The following is a 23,763-nucleotide window of genomic DNA, read 5'->3' as shown; positions in this document are numbered from 1 at the left end:
AATGGGCTTGAAGAAATTTTTAGAAGATATCGAACCGCATTTTGAAGCGGGTGGTAAGCATGAAAAGTGGTACGCACTGTATGAAGCAGTTGCGACTATTTTTTATACCCCTGGCTATGTCAACAAAGGCGGTACTCACGTTCGCGATAACATCGACCTAAAACGTATTATGATTTTAGTGTGGATGGCAACGTTCCCTGCCATGTTCTTTGGCATGTTTAACATTGGCCACCAAGCGGCAGAAGCGTTAGCAAACGGTTTTGCATTAGGTGATTCTTGGCAAGTAGGATTGTTCCAACTGTTAGGCGGTGAGCTCACTGCTGATTCAGGCTGGGGCGCGAAAATGTTCTACGGTGCCTGTTTCTTCCTGCCAATTTATGCCGTTACCTTCGGTGTCGGTGGCTTCTGGGAAGTGCTATTCGCGTCAATACGTAAGCACGAAGTAAACGAAGGTTTCTTCGTTACCTCTGTGTTATTTGCATTGATTCTGCCTGCAACCATTCCCCTTTGGCAAGTTGCCCTAGGTATTACCTTCGGTGTGGTTATCGCCAAAGAGGTATTCGGTGGTACAGGTCGTAACTTCTTGAACCCTGCGCTTGCTGGCCGTGCGTTCCTGTTCTTCGCCTATCCGGCGCAGATTTCAGGTGACACAGTGTGGACAGCTGTTGATGGTTTCTCTGGCGCGACTTACCTAGGCCAAGCGGCAACAGGTGCGCTTGATTATGCCAACATGGAGCTATGGTGGAATGCGTTTTACGGTTTCATTCAAGGTTCTATGGGTGAAACATCAACCCTAGCAATCTTATTAGGTGGTTTGTTCCTAATCTATGTGCGTATTGCTTCTTGGCGTATCGTGCTAGGTACCTTCTTGGGTATGGTAGTCACTGCAACGCTGCTTAACTTTATCGGTTCAGACACCAACACCGCGTTTGCAATGCCTTGGCACTGGCACTTAGTCCTTGGTGGCTTTGCGTTTGGTATGTTCTTTATGGCAACCGACCCGGTATCTGCGTCATTTACCGATAGAGGTAAGTGGGCCTATGGTGCACTGATTGGTTTTATGGTGGTGATGATCCGCGTGGTTAACCCGGCATACCCTGAAGGCATGATGCTCGCTATCTTGTTTGCAAACCTATTTGCACCGCTATTCGACCACTTCGTAGCGCAGTCAAACATCAAGAGGAGATTGGCACGTGTCCAGTAATAACGAATCAATCGGTAAAACGCTCGGTGTAGTTGTTTCGCTATGTTTGGTGTGTGCGGTTATCGTATCGTTCGCATCGGTGCAATTGCGCCCGCTGCAGCAAGAAAATAAATTAAAGGATATTCAAAGCAATATTCTTTCAGCCGCTGGATTTAATGATGTCAAAGACGTGCAAGCTACGTATGACGAAAACATTGAAACCATCGTTGTTGATGTTAATAACGGCCAACAAGTTGAGTTTGACTCTGAGCAAGCTCGCAGCGAGTGGATCAAAGCTTACGACTTCGAAAAGAGTAAGTTTGACGCCGATATGAGCATTAAGTTGCCAAAAGAGCAAGACAAAGCGGGCATTCAACGTCGTACTACTGAAGCACCGGTTTACATTAACCGTGCCGACGACGGCTCAGTGAAGTCAATCATTCTACCAATCCAAGGTTATGGCCTTTGGGGTGTTATGTATGGCTTCTTAGCTCTTGAAAGTGATGGCGAAACTGTTAAAAACATCATCTTCTACAAGCACAACGAAACCCCAGGTCTAGGTGGTGAAATCCAAAACCCAGCTTGGACGGCTCAGTGGCAAGGCAAAGAGCTGCCGGTAGACTTAGTGAAAAGCGGTGCTGACAACGAGCACGAAGTAGACGGTCTCTCTGGCGCAACCCTGACCTCAAACGGTGTTGATAACACGGTTGATTATTGGACAGGTGAAAACGGCTTTGGTCCTTTCCTTGCGAAAGTACGTGAAGGAGCGTTGAAATAATGGCTGATACTAAAGAAATGAAGTCGGTTCTATTTGGACCTGTCTTCGCAAATAACCCTATCGCTCTGCAAGTACTCGGTATTTGTTCGGCGCTAGCAGTAACATCAAGCTTGAAAAATGCATTGATCATGTCAATTGCATTGACCCTAGTAACGGGCTTCTCAAGTTTGTTTATCTCTATGATTCGTAACCAGATCCCATCAAGTGTGCGGATCATCGTACAGATGACCATCATTGCCTCATTGGTAATCGTGGTGGACCAGGTGCTGCAAGCCTTCTCGTATGCAACAGCGAAAGAACTGTCGGTATTCGTTGGTTTGATTATCACCAACTGTATCGTAATGGGTCGTGCTGAAGCGTACGCGATGAAGTCACCGCCGTTTATGTCTTTCCTAGACGGTATTGGTAATGGCTTAGGCTACTCAGTAGTACTACTGACTGTTGGTTTCATTCGTGAGCTATTCGGTAAAGGGTCGCTGTTCGACGTAGAAATCATCCCATTAGTACAAGACGGTGGCTGGTATCAGCCTATGGGTCTATTGATCCTGCCGCCTAGTGCATTCTTCATCATCGGTCTATTCATTTGGGTGCTACGCACTTATAAGAAAGACCAAGTAGAAGCGAAATAAGGGGCGAGTCGTGGAACAATATCTTAACTTATTTGTTAAAGCGGTTTTCATTGAAAACCTGGCGCTTGCCTTCTTCTTGGGGATGTGTACTTTCCTTGCGGTATCAAAGAAAGTAAAAACTTCAATTGGTCTAGGTGTAGCGGTTATCTTCGTACTGGGTATTGCCGTACCGGTGAATAACTTAGTTTATCACGCGGTATTAGCGCCGGGCGCACTGGAGTGGTTGGGTTTCCCTGACGCTGATTTAAGCTTCTTGCGCTTTTTGACGTTCATCGGTGTTATTGCTGCCCTAGTACAAATCCTAGAAATGGCATTGGATAAGTTCTTCCCACCGCTTTATAACGCGTTGGGCATCTTCCTGCCATTGATCACGGTAAACTGTGCGATTTTCGGTGCGGTATCGTTCATGGTAGAGCGTAATTACAACTTCGGTGAGTCAGTGGTCTTTGGCCTTGGTTCTGGTGTAGGTTGGGCGCTGGCAATCACGTTGCTAGCGGGTATTCGCGAGAAGATGAAGTACTCAGACGTTCCTGATGGTTTGCGTGGTTTAGGTATCACCTTTATCACAGTAGGTCTGATGGGTCTGGGCTTTATGTCATTCTCTGGTATTTCACTATAAGGTAGCGAGGAGAAATCATGCTTGAGGTATATTTAGGCGTAGGTGTATTCGTCGCTATCGTGGTTATGCTGGTTTTGGTCATCATTGCGGCCAAGTCAAAGCTAGTACCCACAGGTGACGTCACCATCGGGATCAATGGTGATCCTGACAAAGCAATTACAACATCACCAGGTAGCAAGCTACTGGGTGCCCTAGCAGATGCAGGTATTTTCGTATCTTCTGCATGTGGCGGCGGTGGCTCATGTGGCCAGTGTCGTGTTGATGTTAAAGAGGGCGGTGGTGATATCCTGCCGACCGAACTTGACCACATCTCTAAAGGTGAAGCACGTCAGGGCTGTCGTCTTGCGTGTCAGGTTGCTGTTAAAAGCGACATGGAGATTGAGCTAGAAGAGTCTATCTTCGGGATCAAGAAGTGGGATTGTGAAGTTATCTCTAACGATAACAAAGCAACCTTCATCAAAGAGCTTAAGCTTAAGATCCCAGACGGTGAGGTTGTACCTTTCCGCGCCGGTGGTTATATTCAAATTGAAGCACCTGCTCACCACGTTAAATACAAGGACTTTGATATTCCTGAAGAGTATCGTCCTGACTGGGAGCGTTTCGGCTTCTTTGACCTAGAGTCAAAAGTAGACGAAGAAACTATTCGTGCTTACTCAATGGCGAACTACCCAGAAGAGTTTGGCATCATCATGTTGAACGTGCGTATTGCTACGCCGCCGCCAAACAACCTAAGCCTACCTTGCGGTAAGATGTCATCGTACATCTGGTCGCTTAAAGAAGGCGATAAGGTGACAATTTCTGGTCCATTTGGTGAATTCTTCGCTAAAGAAACTGACGCAGAGATGGTCTTTGTCGGTGGTGGTGCAGGTATGGCACCGATGCGTTCACACATCTTCGACCAGCTGAAGCGTTTGAACTCAGATCGTAAGATGAGCTTCTGGTACGGTGCACGCTCTAAGCGTGAGATGTTCTACGTTGAAGACTTTGACGGTCTAGCTGCAGAAAACGATAACTTCGTGTGGCACGTAGCGCTTTCTGATCCTCAGCCAGAGGACAACTGGGAAGGCTATACTGGCTTTATCCACAACGTATTGTACGATAACTATCTTAAGGACCATGAAGCGCCTGAAGACTGTGAGTACTACATGTGTGGGCCACCGATGATGAACGCAGCCGTAATCAACATGCTAAAAGACTTAGGTGTTGAAGACGAAAATATCCTATTGGATGACTTCGGCGGCTAAACGAATGTCACGCATTCGTCATTGATTTATAAAAGGCTTCCTAACCCAGTTAGGAAGCCTTTTTTCGTTTACTGTTCACCAACTTGAGGCTAGCAATGTTACGCAGCGTAAAAGCCGTATTTGGCTTGTTATTCATCCTTTCTTTATTTACCTTATCGGGGTGTGATAACGCCCCAGAATCTGATCAACAAGAGGTGTTGTTGCAAGGGAAAACCATGGGTACCACTTTTAATATTAAAGTGTTTGTACCGCAGCAACAGTTACCTCAACTTAATTTATACGCTGATGTCACTGAGGAGCTTAAAAAAGTGAATCAGTCGATGTCGACGTACATTGAAGACTCCGAGATTAATCAATTTAATCGCTTGCCTGCAGGTGAAGTGATGCCCATCAGCAGCGATTTTCGCGCTGTGGTGAGCGAGTCAATTCGCCTTGGACAATCGACCAAGGCGCTGGATGTGACCATGGGACCGCTTATTGATCTTTGGGGATTCGGCCCCGATAAGCGACCCACACAGCGCCCAGAGCAAGCTGAGCTCGATGCCATGCTAGCGAATATTGGTGTTGATAAACTGGTCTTGAGCGAGCAAGGCTTGGCTAAAACCGTGGACGGTTTAGAGCTGAGCTTTTCCGCTACCGCAAAAGGCTATGGTATTGATAAAGTTGCTGAATTATTGCAAAGCCATGGACTCACCAATTACATGGTAGAGATTGGCGGTGAAATGCGTATCTCAGGGCATAAGCCCGATAATAAGCCCTGGCGCATTGCTATCGAGCAGCCCGATGCACCGCCGGGGCAGCGCAAAATTCACCGTGTAGTTGAGCCAGGTAGTATGGGCGTTGCCACTTCGGGAGATTATCGTATTTTCTATGAAATGGATGGCGAAACCTATACCCATTTAATTGACCCGCAAACAGGCATGCCAATTAAACATGATTTGGTTTCGGTAACGGTATTGCACCCCAGCGCCATGACTGCTGATGGCCTAGCAACGGCACTGACCGTTATGGGCACAGAGCAGGCCAAAGCCTATGCTGAGCAGCATAATTTACCGGTGTACTTGATCAGCAAGACTGACAGTGGTTTGCAAACCCATGCAAGCACAGCTTTTAAGCCATATTTGTAGTTAGTTTTTGCTCGGCGTATAATAGCGGGTAAGGCGTTTTGCGCCTTAACTTGTCAACTTAAAGGGGCACAGACAATGCAACTATTTCTTCTTACATTTGGCCTACTCGTCTTAGTCGTCGCGGCGATGGCCGTTGGCGTTATTGTACAACGTAAAGCCATGGCCAGTAGTTGCGGAGGTCTTGGCTCTGTCGGCATCGACAAAGCCTGTGACTGTGACGACCCGTGTGACAAACGTAAAAAACGTATGGCCAAAGAGCAAGCCTGGAAAGAGAACCAAATTATCTAAACGAGTGTTCTTTTATAATGGCCAAAAAGCGAGCTTATTAGCTCGCTTTTTTGTTGCTCTAGCAACCCTCAAAACTCAAAATTCATAACTCATCGACAGTGTGATTGTGCGGCCAAAAATGGGTCTGGCGTAAAATAGCGCTTCATGATGGCTTAAATCATCGCGGGGGTTGCCCTCGGTAAGGTCTAGCGTGTTGGTTAGGTTTTTAATCTCAAATTGCACCTTTAGGTGCTCATTCAGAGCGACTTCTGAGAACAGATCCCAAGTATGATAAGCAGGCAGAGCAAAACGGTTGGCGACATCAGAATAGCGCTCGCCAATGTACGAAAAGGTCAGTGCAGCGGTGATAGGCCCCTGATTATACTGAGGAGTTAGTCGCAGTTGTAACTCTGGCGTTCGGGTAATTTGATTGCCGTTGAATTGGCTTTGCGGCAAAGATGCAGGAATGCCGTAAAAGCCTGCATCCTGCCACACCCCAATCGCTTTTAACTGCCAGCTCGCGTTGTAGCGGTATTCATATTCAAATTCGACCCCGGTTGTTTGTGTATTGATTAAAATGGCGTGCTGCGGGCTCGTTGCACCGCGATACACGGTGAATGGCAGTGGATCAAAATGAGTAGTAAATAACGCGCCACTGAAGTGCGAGTGGGCTGACTGGTATCGCAAACCTACTTCACTGAGCGTGAGACGAATAGGTTCGCCGTAATCAATTTCGCCGCGCTGATGAGCACTGCCAGCCCAGCCTAGGGCATTGCCGAAATTAATCAGCCGAGGCATTTCAAATGCATCGGCATAACGGGCAAATACAGCCATGTGCTCCGCAGCCTGATAGTTCACCCCCACACTGATGGCATTGTCACTAAAGTGCTGACGCAAAGAGGTGCTGGGTGCGTAATGCGAGTAAAAAAGTTGGCCGTTATAAGCTTGAGAGCGCTGGCCTTGGGCGCTGGTGCTGTCAAGTGTTAGGTGTTCGTGGCGTATCGCCGCATCAAGGCGTAGCTGCTCGGTGATGCGCCAGTCGATATTGGTGTATAAGGAGTGCGATTGTGACTCCCCATGACCTATTAAATAAACCGGCCCCGCATGCGATAAAAAGCCACTGTCGGTGAATGTATCAACAACCTGGTTATGATCATCTATAAGCACTATATCTAGGCGCTGAGGCTGGTGTTGCACATCGGTTAGCAGCTCTCCGAGCCACTGATCTAAGGGTAGGGCGCCATAATCGCTATGGGCATAGAGATGACCCAGCGTCACAGCCCAGTCCGTGTCTTGGTAACTAAGGCTGAGGTGATTGATTAATTGTGTTTGTTGGTAACGTGAGTACAGTGGAAAGGTTGCAGTAACAAGGCCATTGTTATTAAGCGTTGAAGGGTCGGCGATTAGGCTGCCATCGCTGACCCGTTGATAGGCCAAGCTTAAGGTGTCATCTGCGGCGTTCTCCTTGAACTGACTGACATCGGCCAAGGTTAAACGCTGCTCAGCACTATTAATCGTTTGGTTGCCTAAATTCATTAAGGTGTACAGGCTATTATTGAGCTTCGCATAACGAGTGCGGTTGTCGATGGCTAGGTGTGTTGATAGCGGTGCATTAAACAGCACAGTGTAGCTGTTCATACGCGTTTGCTGCGCATCCTCTAAATCATGGGTTGTTGTCCCTTCGGGGGTATAAAAGTTCAGTAATTGCATATCCTTACTGAGTAGGGTGCCGTAGTCATGAGGCAGGCTCGATAAGGCCTCAATCCCTTGGTGATTTTGCATCACCAAGGGAGCGTAAAAACTGGTATTGTCTTGCAAGTGTTTGTAAATAACATCGAGCTCAAAGGCATCGGTTCGCAAGCTCAGGCGAGCGCTTAATTGCCCGCCTAAGTCACTGATAAACCCCGGTTCGCGAATGCCATCAGAGAAGCGGTAAAAGCCACCCACAGTATAAAATAATCGCTCGTTTATGGGGCCACTGGCAACCCCATCCAGACGCGAGTAGTCATAATTTAGACCCTGGCTGAGTTTGAGCAATTGCAACGGCGTGTGTGAGCCGCGTCGGCCAATATAGTTAACCATCGCTGCTGGCCCATTAAGGGTGAAGATCCCACTACTGCCACCGCGCACGGCTTCGATTCGTTGATGGGTTAAGTCTGGACGTAAAAAAAAGTCACTCCATATGCCGTCGTAGGTCATGGGCAGACCATCTTCCATCAAGCTAATAAAGCGGAACCCTTCGCCGCCCCTGAGCCCTCGTGGCGAAACATTGTTATTGGTTTCGCCGCCTGAGTCCTCGACCCAAAATCCGGTGACGTTTTTGAGCACTTCAGCACTGGAGTAGGGCGTGTGTTGCCTCAGTTCTAAATTAGATAACTGGGTAATGGCGATGGATGAATTGAGTATATTGCGGCGCTGACCGCTGACGCCGGTGACAATAATGCGCTCAAAATCGCCCTCGGGTGTTGCTTCACTTGCCGCAGTAATAACAATACGGCGCTCGCTCACGTCCAAGGCATAGTCATAGTGCGTGTCACGGAGACTGAGGTTTAAAACATGCTCTAGGCTGTATCGTCCATTAAGGGCCGCTAGGGGAGGCGATTGCTCAATCGCTGCGGCATTAAGCTGCCAGTTGCTCTGCGCAGCAATATCGAGCAAGCGCTGCTGCAGTGTCGCTTCAGGCAGCGCAAACGAATGTTCGCTTTGAGCATAAGTACAGCTACTAAATAATATTAACCATGGCAGAGCGATGGTTAATAACCTTAATAACATGGCGGGTTCAGCTTTATTTTTATTGTTTGAATTTTGTACCACACTTTGGCTGTGGTCACTATGCCACTTTTAGCTAATTCGCCACTAAGGTCACTTTATCACCGCTGCGCAATACCTTAATGGGGTAAAGCTGTTGCAGGCTCGTTAGCCACGCTTCGATTTCAGTCGTTAAAAAAGTGCCTGTATACACTAAGTGCTTTAACTTTTCGTCGCTGATTGTGATGTCCATTTGGCTATAGCGGGCGACATCATGGAGTACATCACCTAAGCGAGCATTATGATAAATTAAGTGACCTTGTTGCCAAGCCATTTGGGTGCCTTTTCCCTGTGCCTGGCTGCGAGTAATATTACCATCAGTGGCCACTTCTGCGGCTTGCCCTGCCGTTAATTCAATGGCGTTTTGTTGCGCCACGGCAACTCGCCCTTCTAATACATCAACACGCACTGAGTCAGGGTTGGCGCGGACGTTAAAAATAGTGCCTAACGCCTCTACCTGGCTTTGCTGATAGCGTACGATAAATGGTCGCGTCGGGTCCTTGCTGACATTGAAAAGCGCTTCCCCTTGGTATAGCAATAACTCTCTCGTGCTATCGCTATAACGCACGGCGAGCTGGGTGTTGGCACCTAAGGTGACCAGCGAATTATCATCCAAGGTCACGGTTTTATGCTCGCTCACCGGGGTGTGGAAAAATTCGCTGTACACCTTGCTACTGGGTATGGCGGGACTGTTAACGATTTGTCGTGGCGCCGATGAGCTGGGCGGCCACAGCATCAGGGTGGTCACAAGCAAAAAGGACGCCGCTAAGGCTGCGTACCAAAGCGTCGCTGGTTTTTTTGGCTTGCGCTTGGTTGCGGGCTCGGCGTCAAGGTGAGCAAGCTGACTGTCAACAAACGCCGGGTCGAGTTGTGTCGACAATGCCCACAGTTTACTTACCTTAGTAAAGGTTTCACGGTGGCGGGCACTTTGGGCGAGCCACAGGGTAAGCGCCTCAGGGTATTGGCCGTCGTTGTCATGATCCAGTTGCTGCTCATGGAGCGTCAGTAGCCACTGGGTGGCTTGTTGCTCGATGACCGTTTCATCATCACCGGGAAGGGTCATATCAATATCCTTTCTGCTCATGCTTAAAGCTCATGCTCAAGTTGTTGGTAGCAATGACGAACTGCACGTAGAACGTATTTTCTCACCATACTGGTCGATATTTGCAGGGTCAACGAGATCTCCTCATAGCTTTGTCCGCGCATTTTATATAACAAAAAGGCCAAGCGGCACTTGTCTGGAAGGCTCGCGAGGGCTTTTTCCATTTCTTTGAGTAATTCGTGATTATGATGGTTTTGCTCCGGCCCCGTTGGCGCACACAGCTTAGGTAATTCATCACTGTCACTAACATAGTGATCAAAGGGGCTGCGAGCCTTACGCCTGAGCTTATCAATGGCCAGGTTAGTGGCTATTTTATATAGGTAAGCGGCTATATAACTGCTTACCTTCTCTTGCTCTAGGCCCAGCAGCTTGACAAAAGCTTCTTGGGCAATGTCTTCGGCTTCACGCTTATCCAGCCCCTTGGCCATAATGTGGCGGATGAGTTTGCGTTGCTGCTTTAAAAAAAGCTGCTCTACTTGCTGGCGTCTATCTGATTCATAATTGCTTTCGCTGTTCGCCGCTTTGCGCTTAAACGATAATAAAGATGGCATGGGTACGCATCCTGCTATTCCTTTTATTTAGCGTACGGCGAGCCTTAAGTGCAGGCCCGCCGCCTTGATTTACTCAGACAACGTGGCCACTCGACTCACTCGTCCAGAGTCACTTACAGTGCGTAATTGCACTGACGCCGAGGTGGTAAGTGGGACTGGCTGTTGGTAGTGATGCCAGGTCACACCTTGATCTAAGGAATACTCGGTATTCATCCCTGCAAAGCGAGTATTAACCACCAGCTGACCGTTTTCTATGGCGCCACCGGGTAAGGGGATGCGGTAGTTTACGCCAGGCTGATGGGATATTTGACCATAAATGTCTACTACTTGGTAATAGTCTAATAGTGGTAGAGCGTGCTGCCCCAAGGTGTTCGCAAAAGTGTCCCAGGCCTGCTGTGTTGCTAAGCCTTCAGCGGGCATGGTTTGTACCCAAGCGCGCTCGGCGGCTCCGAGTAACTTCGGAAAGGTCATGTAATCAAGGATCTCAGGGGATTTTTGATTTTCACCAAAAAGTTGCGCCTGAATGCCATCAATGTTTTGCTTACCCGTGGCGCTCAATGGCAGCCAATTTTCTCCCCAAGGGACCGGGTTGCCGAGCTTATCAGACTCGGCATTGGCATAGATATTAAAAGGGCGATAAGTAAAGGTCTTTTTGGTATCCGTATAGCCCGCCCAATGATAACCCACCTCGTCCGGGTGCTTATTGTAGGCTAAATCGAGATACATATTCGTGGCATGCGCGAGCACCACTTTATAGCCTTGGTTGGCAAATTTATAGGCTTGATGCTCATTGCCCCAGCCCCAAACGTTATTCCAGAACACCGGGTATATGTCGCCATAATCGACGTTGCCGGTGCCGTTATGAGAAAGCACATCGCCCCAGGTAGCCATATCAAAGCCATGGCTATTAATGATGTCTTTCCAGCGCGTGAAAAAGTAGTCAAATAGTTCGGCGTCGGTTTTCCCTGCTGTTGCTGGGTTCGCCTGCACGGCCGGGGATTTGGCCCACCATTCATTTGCACCTAAATGCGGCAGCTCATCGCCACCGCCGTGTAAGCGCGTGCGCTTGGCATCGGGCACCGCATCGTACATAGCGCGAGTCTCTCTGACCACATGGTTGAGAAAAGTGAAGGTGCCCTCTAGCGCTGGGTTGACAAAGTTGTCGGTGTAAAACTGCGGAGTGTAGTATTGAGACTCATCGAGTGGGTCAATCAATCGGTATTGATTGGCGGCAACCGGATCGGTGTCTTTGTATTTGTTATATCTGTATTCCATGGCTTTGATGGCGGCGCGGGCATGGGCGGGGAAGTCATACTCAATAATGACATCAATATGGCGGTCTGCCGCGTATTGCAGAATTTCTTGAAACTCTGCGACGCTATAATAACCCCAGCCTTTGCCAAGGAAGTTTTGCTGAGCGATTTCAAACCCTTGGAACTGTGGCTCGGTGCCTAAGTTAGCCGCGACTTTATCGGCTGGTTTGTTGTCGATGCCGTCACCGGGCGCAAATTCATTGGCTGCGCCCATAAAGGTATGCAACATCGTGGTTTCTTCAAGGTCGTGTCCGCGCTTGGCACCAAACTCAGTGAGCTCGGGCAGCCCGGGTATTTCTAAGCGCCATCCCTCGTCATTAGCAACATTAATCTCAAATTTATTGAGCTTATAAAACGCCATTAAATCCAATAATTTAAAAACAGTTTCTAGGGATTGAAAGTTACGCGAGACATCGAGCATCATGCCTCGATAAGCAAAGCGAGGGGCATCCAAAATGGTGCTTGCTGGCAGCACTGCATTATCAGCCAAGGTATTTGAATTAACTGCATTTTTATATACGGATGTAGGAATTAATTGGCGCAAAGTTTGGATGGCGTAAAACACCCCTTGAGCATCGCGACCGGTGATAGTAATACCGGAAAATGCATCTATCTCAAGGCGATAACCGCCGGCATCCGGTTGGCCATCGTTGTTGGTATCGAGCTGAGCATCTAGTTGCAAAGTGATATGGTTCGGGCCATTTTGCGCAGCGCCATTAATGGCAAAAGAACCACTGAGAATGTCGCCGAGCGCCGTTTGTAAATAGGCCGCTTCCGTGGCCAAGGCGGAGGGCGCCGAGATGCCGGTTAATTGGCTCATTAGGGTGAGAAACTCATCGTTTTTATGCTCGACTGAATAAGGCTGTGGCACTAACTGATGTTGCAAGGCTAAGGGAGAGAGCGCTGTGGTGTTCTCTGTAAATCGCAGTGCCGTGGTTTGCACTGGCATGGTGTCATTGCTGGCTTGAGTGGTTTGCTTCGGATCGCTGGGGTCCATGGTGACATTCACCAGCACAGCCTGAGGCGTTTGTCCGTCATAACTGATATGAAAGCCAGAAGGCGAGTCGTTTTTAAGCATTTGCCAGTACTGAGCGATTATCTCTATCTCTCGCGACTGCCCTGGTTGTATGGGCTCAAAGCCAGGTTGCGGCTTTAACACAAAGTAATCGCCGCTTTTGGCGACATCGGCATTATCCAAACTGAGGTTTTGCGCTGCTATATGCTGACGCGCATAATCGCCATTAGCATCACCGCTTGGTAACACACTGGCTGGGGGGCGCACTGAGCTGAAATACAGTGCCCATCCAGACTCTGAAAGTGGCTCCGTGCCGTTATTAGTAATGGTTAAACTGCCAAGAAAGATATTCTCGCCAATTCCGTGATCGACCACTTGCCAGTGTAAATCGAGGTTATCAGGATGGGGCTGAGCAACGGCTAACTGGCTCGCGCTCAATAAGCTCAAGCCTGCCAATGCGAGTGTAAATGTAGATAGTTTTGCAACCATGAGGGCTCCTAAGACGTTGTTATTGTGTAGTGAGAGCGAGTACCGCAAGTGGCTCTAGTGCTATAAACGTCTTAGCGTTAAGGTTTGGGAATAAAAAATAGCAATAAGCCCTAAATACGTATTTAGTACTAGGGCTTAAAAGGTTAATACACCGCTATTTCATCAATGTATAAAGGCAATTTTGGGATTTGTATATCCTGAGATTGCTTACTATTGATGGCACTCACTTTGAGGTAGCGTACACGCGTGGCCGCAAAAGAGAGAATCGACATGGGCCCGGGAGGTTGCTGAATGTGGGCCAGCGGTTGCCAGTTTTTGTTATCGTTAGAACCCCATATCTTGATGCTTGTTGGCGGATGCAGTTGTCGATGACGACCGCTGTTATATCCTATTTCTACGCGCTCGACTAAGGTTGAGCTGTTTAAATCGATGACCGCTTCAAGGTCGCTATCATAAAAAATGGCGTAGTCATTGACGCTGTAAAATTGATCATAGGCAAACTGACCATCTTGCAGCTTAGTAGCAGAACCCTCTGCTGGTGGATAGCTAAAGCTTATTTTTTCCCCCAGTGCGAGGTGCGGCGCTAAGGTAAGCTGTGCGTCTCCTACTAGTTGCCCGAGCGGCTTTGCAAAACTGCGCGCGCGCACGCGTGTGCGCTCGCTGATAATAATAGGTTGCTGATAACGTAACGAGGTGAGTGTCGGCTCGCTGCCATCGAGGGTGTAGTAAATCTCAGTGCCTTCGATATCAGTGCGCATGGATACCTGTAGTTGCTCGCCTTTTATAGTGCTGCTGATGGTGGGGTTGTAGGCGCTGGTGGCGGCATTTATACGCATTTTTTGGTAGCGCTGCATTAATTTGGGTAAGCGCTGTTGGCTATATTCAGACCACGATTTATCTGCTTTTGCAGACCATAAGGTTTCGGCCAACGCACTTAAGCGCGGAAAAACCATATACTCGGCGTGGCGCGGCGTTTTTATATACTCCGTCCATAAAGCACCTTGCGCACCAATGATGAGCTCTTGCTGCTCGGGGCTCAAATGGCTGGGCTGGGGCTCATATTGATAAACGTTTTTGAGTGTGGAAAGGCCATGAATGGCCTTAGGCTCATCGAGGTTACGCGATTGATAAGCGTCAAAGTATATATACTGATAGGGGCTCATTACCACTTGATGACCCAGTTTTGCAGCGGCTATCCCTCCTTGCGTCCCGCGCCAAGACATCACCACAGCCCCCTCTGCGACACCCCCTTCTAAAATTTCGTCCCAGCCAATCACAGTTTTGCCCTGCGCTTGAACAATATTCGCGACGCGCTTTATAAAGTAGCTTTGTACTTGCTCAGGCGTGCTGAGCTGGTGTTCACGCATGAGCTGCTTTACGAAGGGGCTGGCGAGCCATTGCTTTTTAATGACTTCATCGCCGCCAATGTGAATATATTGGCTAGGGAAAAGCTCGGCCACCTCTTTATACACTGTGCTTAAAAATGCAAATACATCCTCTCGAGGGCAAAGTACGTCCTCAAAAATACCAAATTGGGGTTGTACTTTGACCGGTTGTTGATGGCAAGAAAGTTCCGGGTAAGCGGCCAGCAAGGCACTGGTGTGCCCGGGAATATCGATCTCTGGTATTACCTCAATATGGCGGGCCTGTGCATAGGCTATCACTTCTTTTATCTGAGCTTGGGTGTAAAAGCCAGAAACGGGTTGCTGATCAAACAGTGGTTGATAGTCGTAGGTATGACCGACCACAGTATGAGGGCGGGTGGCGCCAATTTCAGTTAATTTCGGATAGGCATCAATGGCTATGCGCCAGCCTTGGTCATCGGTTAAATGCCATTGAAAGACATTAAATTTATGCATAGCTAACCAATCGATGTAGCGCTTTACAAATTCGACATCGAAGAAATGGCGGCTTACATCTAAGTGCATACCACGGTATTTAAAGCGCGGCTTATCGTTAATGGTCACTTGGGGGACTGCCCAACTGGCTTGGTTTATAGGCATGCGCGATTCTATCTCTGCAGGAAGCAATTGCCGCAATGATTGCACCGCCCAAAATAGTCCCGTTGGCGTTCGCGCGCTTATTTTTATGCTTTGTGCACTCACTGCTAGTCGGTATTGCTCTTCGGCAAGCGCACTATCCACAAGATGCAGTGTGATGACGTTTCTTTGGCTACGCGTTTGTTTTGTTACAGGCAGTAAATAGCCTGTGGGCGGACGCAAAAACTCTGCCAAATACTCAGCGACCGGCTTAGCATCGGGGTGATTAAAGCTTATTTCGGTCTCCTGAGTGAGCTCAAACTGGCCTTGTGCATAGGTAATATGATGGGGTTTTGGGGTGATCTCGGCATACGCCTGTTGGCAGCTAAAAAACAACGCGAATGCCACCAAGGTGCTGGATAAGTAGTAAGAAAGGGTACTGTCATTCATAGTCAATTCCTGAAAAAAGCCCGCAACAGCGGGCTTGGGTGTACTAATTGGCACTGGGCAAAGCGCTAATTAGTCGGGGAACATTAAAAGTTAAGCGTTAATGATGCACTCACTGTGCGCCCCAGAATAGGTCTGGCGTAGTAATAGTCATAGCCCGCTTGAACATCGTTTACGGCACGTGGATTGCCCTCGGTTAGACCTAGCTCGTCGGTGAGGTTTGTGGCTTTAACATGCAACGCAGCGGTGTCGTTAAAGCGGTAGTTAACGCCCATATCCACAGTGGTATAGTCGGGAAGAACAAACTTATTTTCGCCATCGGAGTAACGCTCACCTAAGTGGTGGATGGTTAAGTACACATCGCCATCGTCAAAATAATAGGTTGGGGTGAGTCGTAGTTGCACTTTCGGTGTACGCTTAACCTGCTTACCCTGCCAATGTGCAAAGGCGCCTGTGAAGCCCTCCATTTTTGGATCTTGTACCACCCCGGTTAAGGTCAGCTGTACATCATCCAAGGCTTGCCATACAGCCTCGAATTCGACGCCATCGGTAATAGTATCAATTACTTGATTAGCGACTTGGCCATCACTGCCGGTAAAGTTACGTTCAACTAAGTCATTAAATTTAGTGCGGAATAAGGTAACAGAAGCGCCCAAGTCCGCACCCGAGTAGCGGGCACCAAGCTCACCAAAGGTCAGGTTTACACTGTCGTTAAAGTCTGCCTCGCTTTGGGCATGAATATTCTGACCAAAGCTCATTAAGCGCGGCATTTCAAAGGCATCTGCATAACGACCAAAGGTCGATACACTCTCAGAGAGGCGGTAATTAAAACCGACGGTCCAGGCTGTCTCGGTTTCACTGCGGGTTTTCGATAAGAATTGCTGCGAAGGTGTATCAACGTAGTTATTAGCTAGGTTGTTGTCGGTATCGTTGCCATTGTCGTCAAATGCACCGTCTACCGGCTGCGCAAACTCGGTGCCCGACGCAGTACTATCAAGCTCTAGCCACTCGAGGCGAAGGCCGCCGTCTATACGCAGATTATCCGTTACCTGAAATTGTTCATTGATAAAGAAAGAATGCGAGGTACTGGTGCCAAAAGCGGTCGCTTGACCCCATCCGGGTGCATACCCTGTCGAGCCTCTATCGGTGAGTTGACCTACCACCTGCTGGTTATTGTCTACGGCAACGATATCGAGCAACCGGGCGTTGTCTTTTACCTCTGTAAGGAACTGTGATTGCCACTGATCAACCGGCAGTGCATCGGCATCAACATAAGCAAATAGCCAACCCATAGTCACTGTATGTTGGTCGCCCTCATAGGTAAAGCTCAGCTTATTTACGAACTGCTCGGCTTGGTATTGTGAGTACAAAGGGTAGCTTGTGGTGACCAAACCATTGCCATTGAGATTACCGACATCTGTTAGTAGCTCACCGTTATCCACGTAACGATATCGCGCTGCAACAGCGCCCTCATCGGCGAATTGTGTCAACATTGCGGTGACATCTTGCTGGCCTAGGCGCTCGTTGGCATTGATAAGCGTGGAGTTATCAAAGTTCAGCAGGATATACATGTCATTCTCAAAGCGAGAGTAACGCCCAGCGGTGTCGAGTAACCAGCGATCGTTGAGCTCCCAATCCAGGTTATATCCTAAAGTAGAAAACTTAGTATGCTGCCCATCTTTAAGGTCTCGGGTTTGATAGCTGCCATCTTGTTGCAAGTACTGTAACAGCCGCTGGCCATTACCTATTAAGGTACCATGTTGCGGATCGACACCGGGGATGCCCTCGGGATCATCTTGGTTTTGCAGGGGGATGGGCACGAAGAAAGTGGTGTGATCGTTTAAATGCTTGGCAGATAAAGTTAACTGACCTTTATCAAACTCTCGAACTAAACTCATGCGCAGCTGGCCGCCATGATCCGCCGTAAATTCGGTATCTCTGACCCCGTTTGAGCGTCGATAAAAACCGCCCAACGACATTTTCCAATCATCGCTAATAGGGGTGCCGTAAAAGAACTCACTGCGGTACATGCCATAGTCGGCGGTGGTTAAGCGAATGGTAGCTTCTTCAACGCTATCGGGCTTGCGGGTAATAAAGTTCACCAAGGCAGCCGGACCATTGGTGGTTAGCAAGCCCGAGGTGCCACCGCGAACCGCTTCCATATGCTCGATTGTAATGTCTTGGCGTTGATAAAAATCGACCCAGACGCCGTCGTAGACCACCGGTAGCCCATCTTCTTCCACGCCTATGTAGCGAAATCCTTCGCCGCCGCGAAGACCCCGTGGAGCGACGTTATTGTTGGTTTCACCACCGGAGTCTTCAACCCAAAATCCGGGAACGGTTTCCAGTAAGTCAGCCGTGCCGAGCGGTGCTTCGCGGGCGAGATCTTCGGCGCTCAAGGTGGTGATAGACACCGATGACTCAAGCTTAGTTTGCCCACGCCCGCCACTCCCTGTGACCACTATGCGCTCAAGGTCGAGCAACTGCTTTTTATCGGATTTTTGTTGTGATTCTGTAGCGGCGAACGCTTGGCTACTGATAAGTACACTGCTTATAGCAAGTGCAATAAGGTGTTTTTTATACTGAAGTGTGTGCTGGTTCATTTTGGCCCCTTCGTTTTTATTATGAGCAAAACCAATGGTTTTTGGCTTTGTAAATCTATTAACGAACGAGGACGGCGTTTTAGGAATGCGATTTTCGCAGTTATCTCGATTAGTACGTGAAAGCGAAGGTCGGCTATGCTGATAAATGAGTCATTCGCTGCGCTTTAAATCGTCTGGAGAGGAGCTAAAAAACAGAGTAACGATTTGCTTGAAAGTCTATGTGGCGCTTACTAATGGCTGAGCAATAGGGCTATTCGATGCTGGTGAATAGCCCTGTTATTTTCACTTATTGCTGACAATCAAAATAGCCAATATATGTGTCTGGCAATGCGGCTTTAAGTGATTCCATGTCTGAGCATGATATATCATTAAAATATAAATCAAGGTTGTCTAGGTGTACTAGACCCATTAAAGGTTCAACTGTGCTGAGGTTAGTTCTGCTAACATCTAAGTATTCTACATTTTCCTTTATGTGCTTAAACCCATTGAAATCGATAATGGTTGAATTGCCAATATCTATTCCAACAACAGAGTTTGGCAGTGCGTTAAATATCAGTGTCAAAGGCAATACGTTATTTGAACTTGACAAATCAACATGCGTTAGCTGGGTAAGTTTGGTAAGCTTGTCAAAACCGCTTAAAGAGCGGGCGAAAGTACTTGCATTAAGATGTCTTAGATTTTCAAACTGTTCTAAACCATTTAAGCTTTTCACTTCATAGTTACCATGGCAACTTATGCGACTAAATTTACTACTATCAAGCAAATTAGGGTAATTCTGTTTGTGGTTGGCAATACATTGATATAAACCGGGATCTGAAAAAGCATTCATGTTGACTTCTTTTTCAAGACATGAGCTAGAGCGCTCTATACTGTTTATATTTTGTTGCTGTTCTAAGGTTTCTAATTCAGAGCACTTGAGGTTGTTACTCTCGCTTAAGTTTAGTTTTTCTAATGCATTTAATTCACTTACAGCATCAAGAAAATAAACTAACTGTGGAAGTCGAGTAAGGTGCAGTGTTTTCAACTTGGTAAGAGAAGTTAAAAACGATACGTCGTTTATATACTTGGTATCAGAAATAATTAAGTTTTCTAGGTTTACCAAGCCATCTAGTGCAGTAACATCTACTAGCTCATAGTTGTCTTGAACTGTGAAACTCTGCAATTGCTCTAAGTTATCAAGTGGAGGTATAACCTCGAGGCCTGTTCTACTTAATTGTAAGCTTTGCAAGGTAACTAGTTGGTTCAAAGCACCTGTATTTTCTAAATCAATATTAGAAAAACTGAGTTCTTCAAGATTGCTTAATCCCTTTAGAGTTGCTACATCAAATGACGTTGACCAACCCCCACTTATATTGAGTTTACGCAAGTGTGTTAGTGACTCAATATAGTCGAAGTACCTTAAGTCATCAAGACCGATCAATGTAAGCGCAGTTAGGTTTAAGCCTTCAATAGCACTAATATCATTAAGCTCACTGTTGCCTTCCAACGTCAGCGACTTTAGGTTCGAGAACTCACGAACAAAGCCAATCGAGGATGTGTTTGTTCTAATCAGGGCAAGCTCTTCTAACGCGGTTAGCTGCTTGAACGAGCGTGCACCATCAAAGCGATAGCCGCTAATCGTTAATGATGTAAGGTTATTTAGTGCAGCGATTGTCTCGATATCATCAGAGGCTAGTTGCCGCCCGTAGTCGCTTTCAATATGTAATGACTGTAATTCGGCTAGGTGAGAGAGAGCGCTAAAGCTATCTATAACCTTACCTTCTAGCCTTAGAGTAGTTAACTTGGGTGTATGGAACAACGCCGATAAATCGGTAATATAATGGTTGTTCAGTACCAGAGTTTTAAGCTCTGGCATGTGCTGAAGGAAGCTTAAGCTTGTTAAATTGGAACCATCGTAACTTAGGGCATTTAAAGACAACGCCTCAAGAGATGTAAAATACTTAAGCTCACTCAAGTTGGTTGCCCTTACTCCAGATATATCAAGCGCTATCATGGATTCTTTGTTGAGTTGACTTAAGTCTAGCGAAGCATTGTAGCATCTTGATGTGCACCCTAAAGTGAGGCTTTTCACAGATGAAAGGTTAACCGAGCTTAGTGACGGCTCTACTGCTTCTAAGGAGTCGAGCGATAATGAGGTAAGTTGGTTTAAAGGTACAAGATTCGCGATATTGCCAATAGGGTTGCCATTGAAGTTCACCTTTTCTAGCGCTGTAAACGCCTGCATATCAGGGAAAGTTGTTAAGCCAGCATTCGTCAATGCTAATGCGCTAAGTTCAGAGAGCTGCTCAAGACCAGTGATATTATTAATTGTATAGCCATCACATGAGACTGAGGTAAAACCAGTATCGACGTTGTTATCTTCTAAGCACTGTATTAAAGCATTGTCAGCGATCATTTCTGTCTGTAATGGCGCATATGCTTGTGCATTTACATCCACTTGTTGAGTGGTTGTGCTTCCTTCATCATCGGTAACGGTGATGCTAAATGTGTAGGTTTGCGTCTGTGCAATATTAGGAATTTGGACACTAAGGGTTGCTGTATCGGTGGCCTCTAATTGCAGCGTATTGCCCGCAATTTGTTGCCACTCGATATTGGCAATTTCACCATCGTCTGAGAATGTCGCCTCAATTTCCACCATATCACGTTCTTTAACATCCATTTTTGTGACAAGGTCGATGATAGGGGCCTGGTTTTGGGGAGCCGGTGGTGTGGGAGTTTCAGGCTGTTTATCGTCGCTGCCGCCACAGCCAAATAGGGTAAGCGCTGCAGCCGCAGCAAAAATTCCCTTTCGAGAGTACATAAGATATATCCTTTATTAATCTGGTATTCATAAAATCGGCACCGATTGTACCGACATAAGAAATAAAGTGAAGAGTAATTACCCTAAAATAGTATGAGGGACGAACCGAGAGGTATCTTTGGTGATGGGGCCGTCATCTTCGCGAATAGTGAGGCCGCAACTTTGGTGCCCGACGACCCAAGAGCCGATTAAGGTGTGATTACCGGCAAACACGGGTAAGGGTGCTAACGCTTGAGTAATAAAGCCTTCGCTACCGTAACTACCGCTTTGGTGCACACGGCCCTTGTCTGGATGCACCCAAGTGATGTTCTCGCCTTCGCGGCTAAACAGGGGTTTATTCACAAAGCCTTGCTCCAGCCCATCGCCTTCTTCACCGCTAAAGTAGGCGGCTAGGAGGTTCGGGTGGCCGGGAAACATTTGCCACAGCAGCGGTAATATGGCTTTATTCGATAACACTGCCTTCCAAGGCGGCTCGACAAACAGGGTGTCGGTGCTGAGCACATGGGGAGCAAAGTCGTCATGCAGCAACTCTTCCCAAGGGTAAAGTTTAAAGAGTTGCGCGATAGGAGCATGTTCTAGGTCAGTGAGCTGGCCGTGCTCATCAACGCCAATATCTTCAATGGCCATGCGTGCCGTGGGCATACCTGCTTGATAGGCACAGTCCTGTAAATAACTGACGGTGCCTTTATCTTCAATTGAGTCGCGACTGTGGACAAAGTGCAGCAATTCGCGGTTAGAGAAGAAGTTAAAACGCTCAATGAGCGCCTCTTGAATACTATTGAATTGATCACTTTGCCGTGGCAATTTGCCTCTATCTACTTGCTGTTCCAGCCACAGCCATTGGAAAAAACCCGCTTCATAGATGGAGGTGGGGGTATCGGCGTTGTACTCCAGTAATTTGGCTGGGCCGTTGCCGTGGTAACTAAAGTCCATACGGCCATATAGGCTAGGCTCTTTGTTGTGCCAACTGGTGGCGATAAAGTCCCAGTACTGCTCGGGCAAAGCGAACTTGCGCAGCCAATACTCGTCACGTACAACTTTGTCGACTAACTGCAAGCACATTTGCTCCAGTTCATTGGTCGGTTGCTCTAAGTCGTTCTCAATTTGCTCTAGAGTGAATTGGTAATAAGCGCTTTCATCCCAGTACTTTTCACCATCAATGCGGCAAAAATCAAAGCCGAAATAATCGGCCTGAGCGGCTAAATCCGGCCGCTCAGCAATAGGGTGGCGAAACATCTACCCACCAAAGCTACGTGATGAAGCACGGCGGCCAAAGCCTCCTCGGCTACGAGTAACGCGCTTGGGCTTAGAAGCGTATTTAACTTTAGACTTTTTCACCATAGTGGTGCCGCGATTGTTGACTGAGCCAATGTAATCGTTGTTGGCATTGCGGAAGCTGAAAAAGTCATCGCGTGAGCGATAAAGGGGCTTCGCACCTGAGTAGTAATTCCCCCCTAAAAACGCGTATTTTTTGCGTTTTTTCTTCTTCTTCATAAGGTCTAAACCTTCATCCACCGCCTCAGCGACGGCGGCGATCATAAAGCCTGCCATAATGGGTCGCCAAATACTGCCTTCTTGCTCACAGCGCTCAAACCCGAAGTCATTTTCACAGAGGTTTTCATTGGCGTACTTTGGCGCTTCAATATCGTGATTAGCCAAGGCCTGTTGGTATTGTGCTTGGCATACATCGCGTTCGACGCCAAAGTCGGTGCAATCATCTACATCGGTAAATAATAGTGCTGGTTCTTCAGGGTCGGTGCAGCCACTCAGTCCGGCACTGGCACCGAGCATAAGTGTCAGTTTAAGTTTGCTAGTACGTTTCATTGCCGCCTCCTTAGTAGGTGATACAGGCAGCGTTGAGAATACCGGTGGCCAGTGAAGCAACCCCTAAAAATGCCCCAGCGCTCATATGCCCCTGAGCAATTTTTTCAGACAGCTTGGGCATGTATAAACGCACTAAGAAGAAGGTCACTAATTGCATGATGCCAGCGATAACGCCCCAGATGGCAAAGTCTAGCAGCGAGACCGAGTTCACCGCTGCACTGGCAACTGGAAGGGTAAAGCCAATGAACGCGCCACTAAACGCGGTGGCAGCGGCGGCATTGTTTTCCTTCATCAAGGTCCATTCGCAATGCGGGGTGATAAGGGTGTAAATGAATAGAAAGGCTAGGATAAGTAGGTAGCCTAAACCAAAGTACATGATAAAAGGGACAAAGCCCTGGATGGATTCCATGATCATTATTGTGCTCTCACTGCAATCGTTATTATTGTTCGGGCGCAGCAAGCTGCGCTAACTCCCTGTGCAGTAGCTTATCATCACCCACGTTAAGTTCAATAAGGCGTTTTAAATGAGTGGCACTGTCAATATCCATTTTTACACAATGTAAGCCAATGTGTTGCGGCTCAATGTGAGCTACTTCAGCAAGCATATCAATATCAACATCACTGCCAGATAGGTGGAAAATAAGCTCTACACTTTGACCTAACTGTGGGTTGAAGTCATCAGGATGGCTTACCAAAGCGCCATTTAAGGAAAGATCAAGTAAATGACAGCCATGGTGCTGGTTATTAAATACCACTAGGGCGGGGCGTTGAAAAATAACACGAGTAAAGTTTCTGCGGTTTTCCATAACAGTTCCTGTATTGGCGCGTCTCCCTCCAGTGTAGTAGCCAGCCTTGAGGTTGTCCTTGGCTGTGAGTGACTTTTTTCGCTATTTCAATAAGCTAAAAATATCACAATGGTCATCAAGTAGTGGCGCGTTAGCGCAATCACAGTGCCATACATAGATGGATGCCAAGGGCACAAAAA

18 protein-coding genes are annotated in these 23,763 nt (G+C 47.6%); 7 read left to right on the top strand and 11 right to left on the bottom strand.

The window, feature by feature from the left end; genetic code table 11:
- The first annotated feature begins 1 nt into the window (after nt 1).
- The 7 genes from PRUTH_RS09035 to nqrM all read left to right on the top strand — a co-directional run bounded on the left by PRUTH_RS09035 (nt 2) and on the right by nqrM (nt 5,868).
- On the top strand, nt 2-1,204 hold the full coding sequence (locus PRUTH_RS09035; RefSeq protein ID WP_022944572.1) for an NADH:ubiquinone reductase (Na(+)-transporting) subunit B: 1,203 nt from the start codon (nt 2-4) through the stop codon (nt 1,202-1,204).
- Complete coding sequence (locus tag PRUTH_RS09030) at nt 1,194-1,961, top strand: Na(+)-translocating NADH-quinone reductase subunit C (protein ID WP_138548022.1); 768 nt, start codon at nt 1,194-1,196, stop codon at nt 1,959-1,961. Before PRUTH_RS09035 ends, PRUTH_RS09030 begins: the two co-directional genes overlap by 11 nt.
- Nucleotides 1,961-2,590, top strand: a complete 630-nt coding sequence (locus PRUTH_RS09025; protein WP_022944570.1) for an NADH:ubiquinone reductase (Na(+)-transporting) subunit D — start codon at nt 1,961-1,963, stop codon at nt 2,588-2,590. Before PRUTH_RS09030 ends, PRUTH_RS09025 begins: the two co-directional genes overlap by 1 nt.
- A gap of 10 nt (nt 2,591-2,600) precedes the next feature.
- Nucleotides 2,601-3,209, top strand: coding sequence for an NADH:ubiquinone reductase (Na(+)-transporting) subunit E (nqrE, locus tag PRUTH_RS09020; RefSeq protein ID WP_022944569.1), 609 nt, complete (start codon nt 2,601-2,603; stop codon nt 3,207-3,209).
- Between the two features lie 17 nt (nt 3,210-3,226).
- The gene (nqrF, locus tag PRUTH_RS09015) at nt 3,227-4,453 is read left to right on the top strand and encodes an NADH:ubiquinone reductase (Na(+)-transporting) subunit F (RefSeq protein ID WP_045980502.1); all 1,227 of its coding nucleotides are present in this window, start codon (nt 3,227-3,229) and stop codon (nt 4,451-4,453) included.
- A gap of 95 nt (nt 4,454-4,548) precedes the next feature.
- Nucleotides 4,549-5,580 carry an FAD:protein FMN transferase gene (locus PRUTH_RS09010; protein ID WP_151173111.1) on the top strand — a complete coding sequence of 344 codons (1,032 nt, stop codon included), beginning with the start codon at nt 4,549-4,551 and terminating at the stop codon, nt 5,578-5,580.
- A 75-nt stretch (nt 5,581-5,655) separates the two neighbouring features.
- Nucleotides 5,656-5,868, top strand: coding sequence for a (Na+)-NQR maturation NqrM (gene nqrM, locus PRUTH_RS09005; RefSeq protein WP_022944566.1), 213 nt, complete (start codon nt 5,656-5,658; stop codon nt 5,866-5,868).
- A gap of 75 nt (nt 5,869-5,943) precedes the next feature.
- On the opposite strand, the gene PRUTH_RS09000 is transcribed toward nqrM, so the two are convergent.
- The 11 genes from PRUTH_RS09000 to PRUTH_RS08950 all read right to left on the bottom strand — a co-directional run bounded on the left by PRUTH_RS09000 (nt 5,944) and on the right by PRUTH_RS08950 (nt 23,584).
- Nucleotides 5,944-8,619: a TonB-dependent receptor gene (locus PRUTH_RS09000; protein WP_151173110.1), complete on the bottom strand. Its 2,676-nt coding sequence runs from the start codon at nt 8,617-8,619 to the stop codon at nt 5,944-5,946.
- A 73-nt stretch (nt 8,620-8,692) separates the two neighbouring features.
- Nucleotides 8,693-9,739, bottom strand: a complete 1,047-nt coding sequence (locus PRUTH_RS08995) for a FecR family protein (RefSeq protein WP_257220915.1) — start codon at nt 9,737-9,739, stop codon at nt 8,693-8,695.
- A gap of 2 nt (nt 9,740-9,741) precedes the next feature.
- Nucleotides 9,742-10,308, bottom strand: a complete 567-nt coding sequence (locus PRUTH_RS08990; RefSeq protein WP_151173109.1) for an RNA polymerase sigma factor — start codon at nt 10,306-10,308, stop codon at nt 9,742-9,744.
- A gap of 69 nt (nt 10,309-10,377) precedes the next feature.
- Nucleotides 10,378-13,125 carry a family 20 glycosylhydrolase gene (locus tag PRUTH_RS08985; protein WP_151173108.1) on the bottom strand — a complete coding sequence of 916 codons (2,748 nt, stop codon included), beginning with the start codon at nt 13,123-13,125 and terminating at the stop codon, nt 10,378-10,380.
- Nucleotides 13,126-13,268: 143 nt separating this feature from the next.
- On the bottom strand, nt 13,269-15,554 hold the full coding sequence (locus PRUTH_RS08980) for a beta-N-acetylhexosaminidase (RefSeq protein WP_151173107.1): 2,286 nt from the start codon (nt 15,552-15,554) through the stop codon (nt 13,269-13,271).
- A gap of 83 nt (nt 15,555-15,637) precedes the next feature.
- A complete protein-coding gene (locus tag PRUTH_RS08975; protein WP_151173106.1) occupies nt 15,638-18,154 on the bottom strand; it encodes a TonB-dependent siderophore receptor in 2,517 nt (838 codons plus the stop codon).
- A 286-nt stretch (nt 18,155-18,440) separates the two neighbouring features.
- Nucleotides 18,441-20,813: a leucine-rich repeat domain-containing protein gene (locus PRUTH_RS08970; RefSeq protein ID WP_151173105.1), complete on the bottom strand. Its 2,373-nt coding sequence runs from the start codon at nt 20,811-20,813 to the stop codon at nt 18,441-18,443.
- Between the two features lie 219 nt (nt 20,814-21,032).
- Nucleotides 21,033-22,190, bottom strand: a complete 1,158-nt coding sequence (locus tag PRUTH_RS08965; protein WP_022945796.1) for a glutathionylspermidine synthase family protein — start codon at nt 22,188-22,190, stop codon at nt 21,033-21,035.
- Complete coding sequence (locus PRUTH_RS08960) at nt 22,191-22,778, bottom strand: DUF1190 domain-containing protein (protein ID WP_138509870.1); 588 nt, start codon at nt 22,776-22,778, stop codon at nt 22,191-22,193.
- A gap of 10 nt (nt 22,779-22,788) precedes the next feature.
- Nucleotides 22,789-23,193, bottom strand: coding sequence for a DUF350 domain-containing protein (locus PRUTH_RS08955; RefSeq protein ID WP_022945794.1), 405 nt, complete (start codon nt 23,191-23,193; stop codon nt 22,789-22,791).
- A 25-nt stretch (nt 23,194-23,218) separates the two neighbouring features.
- Nucleotides 23,219-23,584, bottom strand: coding sequence for a PilZ domain-containing protein (locus PRUTH_RS08950; RefSeq protein WP_022945793.1), 366 nt, complete (start codon nt 23,582-23,584; stop codon nt 23,219-23,221).
- Nucleotides 23,585-23,763: the final 179 nt, after the last annotated feature.

It is taken from the genome of Pseudoalteromonas ruthenica (assembly GCF_008808095.1).
In the GTDB taxonomy this organism is placed as follows: Bacteria; Pseudomonadota; Gammaproteobacteria; order Enterobacterales; family Alteromonadaceae; genus Pseudoalteromonas; species Pseudoalteromonas ruthenica.
The sequence above is the reverse complement of the archived record's forward strand: the minus strand, read 5'-3'. Positions and strand labels throughout refer to the sequence as shown.

Coding starts and splice junctions, on each gene's coding strand:
- PRUTH_RS09010 (WP_151173111.1), top strand. CDS start 4,549: ATGTTACGCAGCGTAAAAGCCGTATTTGGCTTGTTATTCATCCTTTCT.
- PRUTH_RS08980 (WP_151173107.1), bottom strand. CDS start 15,554: ATGAATGACAGTACCCTTTCTTACTACTTATCCAGCACCTTGGTGGCA.
- PRUTH_RS09035 (WP_022944572.1), top strand. CDS start 2: ATGGGCTTGAAGAAATTTTTAGAAGATATCGAACCGCATTTTGAAGCG.
- PRUTH_RS08975 (WP_151173106.1), bottom strand. CDS start 18,154: ATGAACCAGCACACACTTCAGTATAAAAAACACCTTATTGCACTTGCT.
- PRUTH_RS08990 (WP_151173109.1), bottom strand. CDS start 10,308: ATGCCATCTTTATTATCGTTTAAGCGCAAAGCGGCGAACAGCGAAAGC.
- PRUTH_RS08995 (WP_257220915.1), bottom strand. CDS start 9,739: ATGAGCAGAAAGGATATTGATATGACCCTTCCCGGTGATGATGAAACG.
- PRUTH_RS08960 (WP_138509870.1), bottom strand. CDS start 22,778: ATGAAACGTACTAGCAAACTTAAACTGACACTTATGCTCGGTGCCAGT.
- nqrM (WP_022944566.1), top strand. CDS start 5,656: ATGCAACTATTTCTTCTTACATTTGGCCTACTCGTCTTAGTCGTCGCG.
- nqrF (WP_045980502.1), top strand. CDS start 3,227: ATGCTTGAGGTATATTTAGGCGTAGGTGTATTCGTCGCTATCGTGGTT.
- PRUTH_RS08970 (WP_151173105.1), bottom strand. CDS start 20,813: ATGGATGTTAAAGAACGTGATATGGTGGAAATTGAGGCGACATTCTCA.
- PRUTH_RS08950 (WP_022945793.1), bottom strand. CDS start 23,584: ATGGAAAACCGCAGAAACTTTACTCGTGTTATTTTTCAACGCCCCGCC.
- PRUTH_RS08955 (WP_022945794.1), bottom strand. CDS start 23,193: ATGATCATGGAATCCATCCAGGGCTTTGTCCCTTTTATCATGTACTTT.
- PRUTH_RS08965 (WP_022945796.1), bottom strand. CDS start 22,190: ATGTTTCGCCACCCTATTGCTGAGCGGCCGGATTTAGCCGCTCAGGCC.
- PRUTH_RS09000 (WP_151173110.1), bottom strand. CDS start 8,619: ATGTTATTAAGGTTATTAACCATCGCTCTGCCATGGTTAATATTATTT.
- PRUTH_RS09025 (WP_022944570.1), top strand. CDS start 1,961: ATGGCTGATACTAAAGAAATGAAGTCGGTTCTATTTGGACCTGTCTTC.
- PRUTH_RS08985 (WP_151173108.1), bottom strand. CDS start 13,125: ATGGTTGCAAAACTATCTACATTTACACTCGCATTGGCAGGCTTGAGC.